The sequence below is a fragment of the Paenibacillus sp. FSL E2-0178 genome (assembly GCF_038593005.1).
In the GTDB taxonomy this organism is placed as follows: domain Bacteria; phylum Bacillota; class Bacilli; order Paenibacillales; family Paenibacillaceae; genus Paenibacillus_AQ; species Paenibacillus_AQ phytohabitans.
In genome coordinates, this window is sequence record NZ_CP151953.1 from 1,644,752 (window position 1) to 1,656,635 (window position 11,884).

Annotated in this window: 11 protein-coding genes; 5 read left to right on the forward strand and 6 right to left on the reverse strand. The window is 46.8% G+C overall.

Going from position 1 to position 11,884, the window contains the following annotated elements; translation table 11 throughout:
- Positions 1–60: 60 nt before the first annotated feature.
- The 3 genes from MHI42_RS07740 to MHI42_RS07750 form a co-directional block, all read right to left on the reverse strand.
- On the reverse strand, positions 61–924 hold the full coding sequence (locus tag MHI42_RS07740; protein ID WP_342423383.1) for a hypothetical protein: 864 nt from the start codon (positions 922–924) through the stop codon (positions 61–63).
- 31 nt (positions 925–955) lie between these two features.
- Positions 956–2,449, reverse strand: coding sequence for a WG repeat-containing protein (locus MHI42_RS07745; protein ID WP_342423384.1), 1,494 nt, complete (start codon positions 2,447–2,449; stop codon positions 956–958).
- A 106-nt stretch (positions 2,450–2,555) separates the two neighbouring features.
- Positions 2,556–3,854, reverse strand: a complete 1,299-nt coding sequence (locus MHI42_RS07750; RefSeq protein ID WP_342423385.1) for an adenylosuccinate synthase — start codon at positions 3,852–3,854, stop codon at positions 2,556–2,558.
- A 108-nt stretch (positions 3,855–3,962) separates the two neighbouring features.
- Between MHI42_RS07750 and MHI42_RS07755 the strand changes: the two genes are divergently transcribed.
- The 4 genes from MHI42_RS07755 to MHI42_RS07770 all read left to right on the forward strand — a co-directional run bounded on the left by MHI42_RS07755 (position 3,963) and on the right by MHI42_RS07770 (position 8,904).
- Positions 3,963–4,853, forward strand: coding sequence for a LysR family transcriptional regulator (locus MHI42_RS07755; RefSeq protein WP_342423386.1), 891 nt, complete (start codon positions 3,963–3,965; stop codon positions 4,851–4,853).
- Between the two features lie 254 nt (positions 4,854–5,107).
- The gene (locus MHI42_RS07760; protein ID WP_342423387.1) at positions 5,108–6,811 is read left to right on the forward strand and encodes a methyl-accepting chemotaxis protein; all 1,704 of its coding nucleotides are present in this window, start codon (positions 5,108–5,110) and stop codon (positions 6,809–6,811) included.
- Positions 6,812–6,899: 88 nt separating this feature from the next.
- Positions 6,900–7,466 carry an XRE family transcriptional regulator gene (locus tag MHI42_RS07765; RefSeq protein WP_342423388.1) on the forward strand — a complete coding sequence of 189 codons (567 nt, stop codon included), beginning with the start codon at positions 6,900–6,902 and terminating at the stop codon, positions 7,464–7,466.
- A gap of 226 nt (positions 7,467–7,692) precedes the next feature.
- The gene (locus MHI42_RS07770) at positions 7,693–8,904 is read left to right on the forward strand and encodes an MFS transporter (RefSeq protein ID WP_342423389.1); all 1,212 of its coding nucleotides are present in this window, start codon (positions 7,693–7,695) and stop codon (positions 8,902–8,904) included.
- A gap of 150 nt (positions 8,905–9,054) precedes the next feature.
- Here MHI42_RS07770 and MHI42_RS07775 read toward each other — a convergent pair whose 3' ends face one another.
- Positions 9,055–9,429: a hypothetical protein gene (locus tag MHI42_RS07775; protein WP_342423390.1), complete on the reverse strand. Its 375-nt coding sequence runs from the start codon at positions 9,427–9,429 to the stop codon at positions 9,055–9,057.
- A gap of 150 nt (positions 9,430–9,579) precedes the next feature.
- Here MHI42_RS07775 and MHI42_RS07780 point away from each other — a divergent pair, with 150 nt between their 5' ends.
- The gene (locus MHI42_RS07780) at positions 9,580–9,900 is read left to right on the forward strand and encodes a hypothetical protein (protein ID WP_342423391.1); all 321 of its coding nucleotides are present in this window, start codon (positions 9,580–9,582) and stop codon (positions 9,898–9,900) included.
- 102 nt (positions 9,901–10,002) lie between these two features.
- Here the strand turns inward: MHI42_RS07780 and MHI42_RS07785 are convergent, their stop codons facing one another.
- Positions 10,003–10,491, reverse strand: a complete 489-nt coding sequence (locus MHI42_RS07785; RefSeq protein ID WP_171718035.1) for an LURP-one-related family protein — start codon at positions 10,489–10,491, stop codon at positions 10,003–10,005.
- 180 nt (positions 10,492–10,671) lie between these two features.
- Positions 10,672–11,868: an NADH:flavin oxidoreductase gene (locus MHI42_RS07790; RefSeq protein ID WP_342423392.1), complete on the reverse strand. Its 1,197-nt coding sequence runs from the start codon at positions 11,866–11,868 to the stop codon at positions 10,672–10,674.
- Positions 11,869–11,884: the final 16 nt, after the last annotated feature.

Sequence of the window (11,884 nt, forward strand, 5' to 3'; positions counted from 1 at the left end):
GTGCGTTTGGCTTCCGTGAGGAGATTCATTGAGGACGTGGGTATTTCGGAAATCCGCTGCTTAAAAAGATATTCGATCTGCCAGCCGGGACAGCAGCGGCAGCCGTCTTCCCCGCAGCAGCGTGTAGACCGGAGCGATAATTAGAACCGCAAGAAGAATGTAAACCAGATAGTATCCGGCATAGAAAGTGATATAATTGATGCCCGGTATGAAATACAACAGCGGCAGTACGAATTTTATAAGGGTAAAAACAACAATGAGTGTAAGAATTGCCTTCAAATGATCCTGCAAATATGTATTCGTGATGAATAAATAAATAACACTGAGAATGACAAAGAAGTAGGACAACTTCAGATACGGACCCACCAGCAATGTATATTCATATCCGCCAAACTTGGAATAAATATTGTACAGAACCGGTACCGCCGCCAGAATATAGAGCATAATCATACCTAGCTTAGCGGTTACCACTGGGCCGGAATCAGGGTTACTGCCGGAAGACAATTTGACGCTCTCCTGCTCCGTCTTCCCGGCCGGTTCTTCCGGTTCTACCGGCGGCAGTTTAACCAGAAACAATACCGTCAGCACGCTGACAACCACTGTATAGATCAGATTGGTTGGCCGTAGAATCTGCGACGGGTGCAGGCATAGCTGGTACAGAATAGATATCAGCTCCACGGACAGAAACATCAGCACCAGACTATTCCTTCTCCCAAACCATATCACACAGACAACTGCAGCTATGGCTGCTACTATCGATATTAAGCCATCCATACTACCACTAGAACCTTGGTTGTTGTCGATATAAGCGATAAAGCTATAAAACCGGTTACTGAAAATAGTGAACAGAAGCTGCAAACCAAATAATACATACACTATCGCATTGAGCTTACCCGGGCGAACGCCGCCTGCTTCCAAAGTCATCTTCCCTTTCAAATATAAGGATATATGACCTTTATTCTCTACTCCAGACGATTTCTCCTGCTTTATTGATCAGACATGCGGATTGTTCATTGTTGATATTTGTGAATCCTTTGCCTGCTCCGGCTTTGAAATCCCGTACCTCTGAGAAAGCAGGCTTTACGATCACATCACCTGCCACATTTTTGAAGCCGTACCCGCCGTCCTTATAAGAAATCATGCCATCGCCATAACCATTAATTTGCTCGGCACCCGGAATGGCAATAATATTCCCATTAGCATCAACAAGCCGCTGCTTGTAATCGTGTTCGCCCCCGCTCAGCGTCAGCACAATATAACCGTCGTGGAACCGCCCTACGAATCCGCTGCCAGTGTTGAACTCAGGCTTCAGGATGAAGTTCCCTTTAGGGTCAATGAGACCGCTTTTGCCGTTCAATGCCGCGGTAGCAACGCCTTCTGAGAACGAACTCGCAGAGTCATAGATTGGCTTGATTGCCCATTTCCCCTTGGTGTCGATAAAGCCGGTCCGGATGACGCTTTTACCGCCGCTTGTGGTACGTACAGTAACGAGCGCCAGACCATTCGAGAACGACTCGCTATTCTGCAGCCCGGATACGCCTGGTATAACTATTTTTCCATTGTGGTCGATGTAAAAGGTTTTACCTCCGGCCACCTTTGCGAGCCCATCCGAGAAATCATACACACGGCTGTAGATTGCCGGAATGACGATCTTACCTGCACGGTTCATAAAGCCCATTTTCACTGAAAAGCCGCCGCTTCCCGTCTTGACCATATCCTTGAACCAGGCCAACCCCTCATAGAACTGTCCCACTTGATAATGCGGCGTATCTAACACCAGTTCTCCTGCCCGGTTCATGAAGCCAGCCGTATAGGCGGATGTCTTCACCGGAAGCAGTTCTTCATAACCAAAGTCATACACCGGAGTATTGGAAGTCCGTAGTTGCTCCTGCCCCTGATTATTAACAAATACCGTTTTGCCCTTATCCATGAAGTTGAACCAATACTGCTGCTCCAGCTGCTCCTGGGCATCGCCTGACACGGGACGAAGCTGAATCAGATTTGTCCCGGGAACTGTAGAGTGTCCTTGCCCGCCCATAGCTCCTGCCAGCGCCAGATCAATAAACCATGCACCGTTGTAGTTGCGGGGAATCTGCGCCATCAGCTGCGTTTTCGAACCGCCGTCATAATCGAGCAAAGCTGTTTTGGTGCCCAGCCGGACTACGGCTCTGTGCCCTTCCGCATTCTTAAGCACAATTTCCTTATTGCTTACGGACACAAAGGTATAGCCAAACCGCTCCGCTATCGAGCGCAGGGGCACCATAACCACTCCGTCAATCTCAATTGGCCCCTCCGGAAAAAATAAATGCTCGCCCTGGTCAAAAACCTCCCAGCGGTCCGCATGGGCATATGCGCTGCCAAGCCCGAAGAAAGCGGCCAGCGCGAACAAACCCGCTGCCAAAACTGCCGCCAGCCGGTGATTCTGAATAAACGAACGATGTGAGTACATAGAATAAATCCCCCTGTGAAATGCTCCGAATGGATGATACTGGAATCTATTCTTTTAGACGCGAGTATTGTGAATTAGTTGCTGAGCTGCAATACTCCGGATTAGTCTACCCTCTATGCACCTGTGACTGGCGGAGGATAACCTGCTCCCGGTTCGGGCCGACAGATACCGTCGTAATCCCCACTCCCAGTTCTGATTCTATATAATCGATATAATCTCTTGCGGCTTCCGGCAAGTCTTCCAGCTTTGTAATCTGCGATATATCGCATTTCCAGCCCGGAAGCTGCTTATATACGGGTTTGGCCAGGCTTAACTTATCCTGGTAAGGGAATTCGTCTACGACTTCCCCCCCGATCTCGTATCCCACACATACCGGAATCTCATCTAAATAACCCAGGACATCCAGGTTTGTAAGAGCTACGCTGGTTGCTCCCTGGATTCTGCAGCCATATCGCGTCGCGACCGCATCAAACCACCCTACTCTCCTAGGCCGTCCTGTTACCGCTCCGTACTCACCGGCATCTCCACCCCGGCTTCGAAGCTCATCGCCTTCCATATCTTCCAGTTCCACAACGAATGGCCCTGCGCCGACGCAACTGGAATAAGCCTTTGTTACCGCTACGATCTTCTCAATCGAATACGGCGGAAGCCCGGCCCCTACTGAAGCATATCCGGCAAGTGTAGAGGAGGAGGTCGTGAAAGGATATATCCCATGGTCAGGATCTCTAAGCGCCCCAAGCTGACCTTCAAGCAGAATCCCATCTCCATTTCGATAGGCTTTATGTAATAACGATGTCGTATCACACAGGTAAGGAGCAATAGCTTCTGCCTGCTCACTTAACTTGGATAACCACTCATCTACCTTAATGGAAGACTGACCATAAAGATGCTGGAGCAATATGTTTTTACTCTCCAACAGATTTTCCAGCCGTTCACGAAGATATGCCTTGTTGAATAAGCCGGAGATTTGAATGCCAAGCTTGGCATATTTGTCGGAATAGAACGGGGCAATTCCGCGTTTCGTCGAACCGAAGCTGCGTCCTCCTAACCGGTTCTCTTCGAGCTCGTCCAGCAACCGGTGCACTGGCAGTACAATTTGGGCTCTCTCCGATATTCGTAATTGAGGGGCCGGGACTCCTCTAACGGTTAATGATTCCAGTTCATGCAGCAGCACTTCGATATCTACAGCCACTCCGGGGCCGATAACATTCACCACATTGGAATAGAAAACCCCGGAAGGAAGCATCCGCTGCGCGAATTTGCCGAAAGGATTAATTATCGTATGTCCTGCATTGCTTCCGCCTTGATATCTCACCACATAAGAAGAAGCACCTGCCATCATGTCTGTCACCTTCCCCTTGCCCTCATCTCCCCAATTTGCACCCACGATTGCTGTTACTGTCATATTCATGGCCTCCAATCCTAATTTGCTTACAAAACTAATGATAATCTAAGTAAAGTATATTAGAATAATGCATATTAGTAATACTAGGTATAAAGAGAGGTAATATGAATGCCTATCAATTTGGAATGGTATCGGGTCTTTTATTGGATTGCCAGAACTGGCAGCTTATCGCGGGCAGCAGAGCATCTTCATATCACTCAACCGGCTGTCAGCCATACCATTAAACAGCTGGAGAACTCCCTTGGTGGACAGTTGTTCTTCCGCACTGCTAAAGGAGTCATCTTAACCAAGGAAGGCGAGGTACTGTTTCATTACCTGGAGCAGGCTTTCAATTTCGTAGATATCGGAGAAAAGGCCCTTGCAGAGATGAATAACTTGAACAGCGGAGAAATCGCAATCGGGGCAAGTGACACGTTGTGCAAATATTTCCTGTTACCGTATCTGGAGCAGTTTCATGCCCTGCACCCCCGGATCAGAATCCGGGTCACTAACCGGACGACACCAGAGACAATAGCGCTGCTTAAGGAAGGAAAAATCGACTTCGGCATTGTCAGCCTGCCTGCCTCTGACAAACAGGTCGAATTCTACGAGAGCCAACCGATCCAGGACAGTCTTGTCGGGGGAAAGGACTTTCAGAATTTGGCGGCAGAAGGCCCGCTTGCCATCGAAGCCCTTCATCAATATCCGCTGCTGATCCTGGAGCCGGGAAGCAGCACAAGGCGTTATCTGGATCAGTATGCCGCTTCATGTGGAGTGAAGCTGGAGCCTGAATTCGAGCTGGGAAGCGTGGATCTTCTCGTGCAATTCGCTAGTAGCGGATTTGGTCTTGCTTTTGTCGTGCGGAATTACATCACAGAGGAACTGAGTTCGCGTAAGCTTGTTGAAATTCCCTTGAATCCTCCAATTCCTGAACGGCGGATCGGGATTGCGACACTGCGGGGAGTCCCACTAACTTCGGCAACCCGGGCTTTCTTAGAGCTATTACCTAGAATGACCTGAGTGTGGTCAAGCAAATATGTATCCCTCGAATACTACATGTTACACTATTTCATTCCGCTTTGCTTTTCCTATCCAAATCTTCCACTCCGTGTCTCCCTTTGTTACGCAGGAATTTACATTAATTTTGCATGATTATAATTTTCATATCTTCAATTTATGCTAAATGCTGTCGATATACATTTGACACCTATTTTTGCGCAGCATATTGAGGAGTGGGAAACATGAAGTACACAGAGAGAAACCTATCGGGGAGAATGAAGTTGACGATTCGCATGAAATTATTGGCCGGGTTTCTGGTTGTGGCTGCACTGCTTGCCTTCGTAAGCACCTATGCCTTAAATCAGATTTATGCAATGTCTGAAACTGCCGATGAAATCGATCAGGAGTGGATGCCGAGCGTCAGCTTACTTGGCATGATGAATGGTGACGTTTCAGATGTGGAGCGGCTGGCTCTTGCCGTCATCGTTGAGACGGATCCGAATGAAATTGTGAAGATGAACGAAGCTTTGGAGCAGCTCCAGGTCAAGATTGAGGAGGAGCGCAAACAGCTGATCACACTCATTGAGGGCAGCGCCGAAGCGATGACCATGTATGATACCTTCAGCAACAACTATGACGGCTATCTGGAGAAAATGCCCGCATTTATCGAATTTGGTATAGCTAACAACTTTGGAGAAGCCAGCAGGCTGCATACAGAGGCTTACCCGTTATGGTACACAGCCAATGATACACTCGCTAAGCTAATTGCCATGGGCAGTGATTTATCAGGACAGGCTACCAAAGATTCACTGTCAGAAGCAAATCGTGCATTTACCATCATTCTGGTGGTAACGATTATATCCTTCCTGATCGCCTTATTCATCGCCTTCTTCATAGCCGGTATGATCTCGAAACCCATTAAGAAAATGAACGCTTCGGCGTTGCTTATAGCGAACGGGGATTTAACCGGTGAAACGATCACACTTAAAAACAAGGATGAGCTCGGTACACTGGCCGCCTCCTTCAATATCATGACAAGTAACTTGCGTGCGATGATTCAATCCGTCTCCATGACTTCCGAGCAGGTAGCCGCTTCATCGGAAGAATTGCTGGCGAGTGCAGAGCAGAATGCGAAAGCCTCCGAGCAAATCTCCGAAACTGTCGAGCAACTGGCTGCAGGGACTTCTGATCAGGTGAAGATGGTGGATAATTCTTCACAGGCAATGAGCGAGATGGCCGATGGTTCAGAGCAGATCGCCCTCCTGGCCCAGAGCGTATCCATATTGGCAGTAGATGCGGCGAATCAATCGGCCGAAGGCAATAAGGTTATCCGGCAGGCCGTGGAACAAATGGGCTCCGTCCGTACTTCTATATCCTCACTGACCGAGCTGGTTACCGGTCTGGGGGAACGCTCTGCTGAGATTGGCAGTATTACCGGGGTAATTAATACTATCGCAAGTCAGACCAATCTGCTCGCATTGAATGCGGCTATCGAGGCTGCGCGTGCTGGGGAACACGGCCGGGGCTTCGCTGTTGTTGCCGGAGAAGTACGTAAACTAGCCGAGGAATCCTCGAAATCCGCGCAGAAAATTACCGATCTGGTCCAGCTGATTCAGAATGATACAAACCATGCAATCCTGGCTGTGAAGGTGAACAGCAATGAAACCGAAGCCGGAATTGAGATTGTTACAGCGGCTGGAGAAGCATTCGAGCATATCTACGAAGCCGTGAACAGGGTCGCTGATGACATTCAGGGAGTATCTGCCGGTTCAGAAGAAATGTCAGCCAGCGCAGATGAAGTGGTCGGATATATAAGCCAGATCTCCAGCATTGCCGGGGAAGCATCCGGCGGGGTCCATAATGTATCTGCTGCAACCGAGGAACAGCTCGCTTCTATGGAAGAGATTGCATCCTCCGCAGAATTCCTCTCCAGGATGGCAGAAGAACTGCAGGGACAGATTAATAAATTCAAAGTCTAGGTAGTCACCCTCAAATACTGCTCGTATGGTAAAGAGTAAGAATAAACAATATACTAGCTATACAGTTATTTGTTGAGGTGAATATCAAATGGATGAAATCGATGAATCGAAACAACTTGTATTACAAATCGGCAGTGCCTTGAAAAGGTACAGAAAAGAAAAAAACATGAGTCTGGATGACTTAGCGGAATTAACGGGCGTAAGCAAACTTACTCTGGGGAATATCGAACGCGGCGAGACAAACCCTACTTTGGCGATGATATGGAAAATTTCAAAAGGCATATCTTTACCGCTGTTGGCTTTGTTCAAAACAGAAGACCCTGTTAGCTTGTACCGGGCAGGCGAAGGACTCCGGTTTTCGAATGACAAAAAGAATTGGAGTATAGAGCCCGTCTTTAAAAATGCAAGCAGCGATATTGAAATGTGCCGGGCTTACTTACAGCCTAATAGTTCGTACCACCCTGAAGGTCATCATGTGAATACAACTGAAATTGCCACAGTAATGACGGGTTCTATTGAAATTCAGGTCAATGGAGAGCGTTACACCTTGAATCAATATGATACAATCAGTTTCCGTGCAGATAGTCCTCACTCTTATACCAATAATACGAATAGCGAAACAGTACTCCATATAGCCTTGAAATATGGTTTCTAAAATTCAAAGCCCCACTATAATATGCAACTCTGTATTCCATTTATATATGGGAACGCAGGGTTGCATTTTTGTTTTTGACGTATGTAAAAATTTTAAATATCCAGGAATTAAATTCCTTAAAATCGTTAATTATAAAATACTTATTGTCAATTTTAATATATTATAATATACTTTCATTGTCCGCGCGGATACTATAATATATTTTTGTCTTGAAGGAGAATGAAGAATGCCGAATAAAAAAAATTTACCATCATCTATTGGGCTGCTAATACTCGGCATTATCATTATTGCAGCTAATTTACGTGCTCCCTTAACCTCAGTCGGTCCTTTAGTAAGCCTTATAAGGGATGACGTTCATATTTCCAATACTTTAGCGGGCCTCTTAACAACGGTACCTCTGCTTACCTTTGCTTTATTATCGCCTCTAGTCCCAAAACTGGGACGGAAGCATGGAGTAGAACTTTTAATCTTGATTGCCCTGATCTTTTTGACTGTTGGTATTGGAGTACGTTCTTTATCTGGCGCTGTAAATCTGTATATTGGAACAGCAATTCTCGGATTCGCCATTGCAGTTTGTAATGTATTATTACCGAGTCTAATCAAACGTAATTTTCCTCACAAAATCGGTTCCATGACTGGTATTTTTGCAATTTCAATGAGTTTATCCGGAGCCGTCGCATCGGGAATCAGTGTACCGCTAGCCGCGGATGCTGGTTTGAAATGGCAGGGGTCCTTGGGAATATGGGGAATCCTAAGCTTTATATCGATCCTCTGCTGGTTACCTCAAATGAGAAATCATACGAAGCAAACAACCCCGACGGGTCAAGAGCATGCTGTCAATGATGTGAATGTCTGGCGTTCACCTCTTGCGTGGCAAGTGACGCTGTTTATGGGTACGCAGTCCATGATTTTCTATGTACTGATCGCTTGGTTGCCTGAAATTCTACAACAGCAAGGCATTGACTTAAACCAATCAGGATGGTATCTCTCAATTATGCAATTAGCGCTGCTTCCCTTTACCTTTATTGTCCCTGTTATAGCCGGGCGTATGTCAAACCAGCGTTCCCTGGTGGTCATCACAACCATTTTACTTTTGACAGGAACGCTAGGAATGCTTTATGGAAGCTCCAATATCATTTTGTTGTGGATCATAATACTCGGAATTGGCGGAGGCTTCGCCTTTAGCTTATCCATGATGTTTTTCGGGTTACGTACTCATAACGCGCATCAGGCAGCAGAACTGTCAGGCATGGCACAATCCGTCGGATACCTTCTTGCCGCAATCGGCCCTGCCCTTATCGGTTATCTGCATGATGCCACAAACAGCTGGAACCTGCCGCTCTTCATTCTGCTTGGAGCTTCTGTCCTACTCTTCATAGTCGGTATAGGAGCAGCAAGTAACCGTTTTGTAGGCAGCAAGTCAAGTCAACGTGGTTAATACCCGCCACAAGGATTCACAGCTATAGTAATGTAGAACATTAGCTCAACAAAACAGCGGCAGTCAAGGATATTATTACATCCATGGCTGCCACTAAATATGTGACTTAAGATTATTGCAGTTTCATTAACGCTGATGATCAAAATACACTTACCAAATCGCAATACCAACCTTATCTTTTTCCGTAAGTGCTATCTTTATCATTTCCAAAGCATTTCCTGCTGCAAATTCAATAAAGTCTCTAAAATCGTCTATATGTAGTTGTACACCATCTAAATTATCCAGCAAAATCAGGAATTCACTTCTCAGCTTATCTAAATCTTCATCATATGCATATATATTTGTACTTCCTAGAGAATATAACATCTTACATCCCAGCTCATTTATAAAATCGTTTCCCCAGAGCTTTTCTCTGTATGACTCAAACCCGAATAAATTATTATGTGGTTCTGGTACCTGCGCTTCCAATAATTCAGTATCTACAATTATATCTCTTTTTTTAATTATGCTAACGATCAGACTCATATAGTCCACCCTTTCAGTGATTTCACTTCACAACGTTCGGATGTCACTGCTTCCTGATTTCCTGTTTCTGAAGTTAACGCGTAAAATATTTGGTAATCACTCTCAATAATAGACAAGTGGGTGGATGAAATTTATAAAAAAACCTTCATCTTGATTGTATTCATCATTATATTTCAAGGGTGTTCGCTTAAGGATAACACTACCGAATATCCCGTACTTCCCTACCCACCAGTTATTGTATGGAATAACAAAGCCTATGTAGTTACTGATGACACAATCGCAGCAGAGCGGATAGGCAAAGAAATCGGAACTGTAAAAAGGTACATCGACCCGGACAAATCCTTGCCGGAGCAGGATGGCGATTCAACCATTGCCCCGAAGGGGAGTCCATTTTATGAAGTTAAGGGCCAGGACGAGGCTTCCGTTATCGCTGTCCTGATTGAAGGAGAGTATAGAAAAGCTTTCAGATAACTGCACGGTAATAGGAATACCTATCCAAAAAGGCTGCTGCTTTCAGTGATGAAAGAGCAGCTTTTTTGGTATCTGTAACATGAATACCTTTTATAAAAATACCTACTGCTGGGAAGCCGCGGCATGGTCAGCCTTCACACAATCAATGGCAACCACAATCGCGATGATGATGGCCTCCATCTCTTCCTTTAATACTTGAACACTGTAGCTATCGCCCCAGGTGAACCACTTCTTGTTGACTTCACCTATGACAGCTCCGCGCTGGATGACCTGAAAATCCATGTCCCACCAGTTCCCACGCACCTCAATGTCTGCCGAATCAATCGTATATCGTGCTTTCAGGAAAGAAAATTCCTTCTTAATCGTGAGCACCTCCCGGCCGTCCACCTCCACAAAAAACTTCGGTAAAAAGCTGAATACCTTCTTGGTAATCAGTGCGACTTCCTCATCAGCTGTATTCATAATGGAGAATGTCTTTGGAATCCGCATAAAACTGCCCTCTACATAATAGACATCCTGCTCCTGCTGATTCTTCACCGTAAACTTCTCGCTTAGACTGAACACCTTCTGCTTAATAAAAAGCTCCGTCATCCCCGTCTCCTCCTATGTCATAGAATCTGATTGCTTTCTGAATACTATAAGTATGAGGCAACTATTTAACATTAACCAGCAATGTAGTCATTGACATACGCCCATGTATACAAAAAAAGCCTGAACCCTATGAACAGGCTCAGGCATTCAGGCATTTCAGTCACCGGCCGGGCTTGATGCCTACTTGAAGGTCTCCCTCCAATTCTCTGCATTCGTCGCGAGATATAACTCCTTCAATTTACCGTATTTCTTATACGGACAGCAAAATTCCTTACGCAGTACAAGCAGGCAGGCGTTACAGGAAATACAATCCGCCCTAGTGAGTCCTTCCCCGTGCAGCCAGCGGTTAGGCAAATCCGGCTCGGAAATAAGCGGACGGCACAGCGACAGGAAATCGGCGTTTCCGTTCTGCGCGATCTCTTCCATCCGCTCGATATTACGGTGTCCGCCTACCAGGATAAGCGGAATGGAGAGACGGATATCCTTGATATAATCATAATAATACGACTGCTTGGCAAGCGCGCCAATCTTCGTTCTTGCTTCGGGAATCGGGACCGGTGTAAAGCCTAATTCGTCCTCAGTCCGGACGAGACAATCCCACATGCCCCCGCTTACCTCGATGGCGTCGACGCCGGTCGTTGCAATTTCGTCCAGCAGCTCCGGGAAGTTGTCCTTGTTAATGCCGCCTTCTACGTGATCGTCGCAGTTCAGCTTGATGAGGATTGGAAAGTCTCCAACTTCCTCTCTCGCCAGCGCAACGATGTCCCGGATAATGTTCGCCCGCTTCTGCACCGAACCGCCGTATCTGTCAGTACGCCTATTCGTATAAGGGGACAGGAAGGAGCTGAGCAAATAGCCGTGCGCCGCATGAAACTGCACACCGTCGAACCCGGCTTTTTGAACCCGGACAATCGCATTGGCGAAATATTGGATGATTTGCCCGATTTCATCCGGCTGCAGCTCCCGGGCTTTTTTGATCAGAATCGGAGACTCCACAGCCGAGGGCGCGATGCAGTCCGCCGTTACATAGTGATGCACCTGCCGGCCGGGATGGTTTAACTGCGCGATGACGATGCAGTCCGGATCGGTCTCATGAACGGTGTGCGCGATTTTGGCTACCTCGGGAATGAATTCGTCATCGTAGATGCAATATTGGCCCTCCGTTCTTTTGGCCGTCGGCGTTGCCGCCATGGCGCCGGTAACGATGGTTCCGACTCCGCCCAGCGCCAGATCCTTGTACACCTGCAGAACCGATTGCGAGATTTTCCCGTCCGTCGACATTTGGCTCTCACCTGTAGCAGAGCGCACCAGCCGGTTTTTCATGACGAGATTGCCGATTCTTCCTTCGGAATATACCTTATAATGCTGCCTGCTCATGAGTAAGTCCCCCATT

Bases quoted from the DNA above. Each gene is read 5' to 3' on its own strand.
- MHI42_RS07770 (WP_342423389.1), top strand. From the start codon at position 7,693: ATGCCGAATAAAAAAAATTTACCATCATCTATTGGGCTGCTAATACTC.
- MHI42_RS07775 (WP_342423390.1), bottom strand. From the start codon at position 9,429: ATGAGTCTGATCGTTAGCATAATTAAAAAAAGAGATATAATTGTAGAT.
- MHI42_RS07755 (WP_342423386.1), top strand. From the start codon at position 3,963: ATGCCTATCAATTTGGAATGGTATCGGGTCTTTTATTGGATTGCCAGA.
- MHI42_RS07790 (WP_342423392.1), bottom strand. From the start codon at position 11,868: ATGAGCAGGCAGCATTATAAGGTATATTCCGAAGGAAGAATCGGCAAT.
- MHI42_RS07745 (WP_342423384.1), bottom strand. From the start codon at position 2,449: ATGTACTCACATCGTTCGTTTATTCAGAATCACCGGCTGGCGGCAGTT.
- MHI42_RS07740 (WP_342423383.1), bottom strand. From the start codon at position 924: ATGACTTTGGAAGCAGGCGGCGTTCGCCCGGGTAAGCTCAATGCGATA.
- MHI42_RS07765 (WP_342423388.1), top strand. From the start codon at position 6,900: ATGGATGAAATCGATGAATCGAAACAACTTGTATTACAAATCGGCAGT.
- MHI42_RS07785 (WP_171718035.1), bottom strand. From the start codon at position 10,491: ATGACGGAGCTTTTTATTAAGCAGAAGGTGTTCAGTCTAAGCGAGAAG.
- MHI42_RS07750 (WP_342423385.1), bottom strand. From the start codon at position 3,854: ATGACAGTAACAGCAATCGTGGGTGCAAATTGGGGAGATGAGGGCAAG.
- MHI42_RS07760 (WP_342423387.1), top strand. From the start codon at position 5,108: ATGAAGTTGACGATTCGCATGAAATTATTGGCCGGGTTTCTGGTTGTG.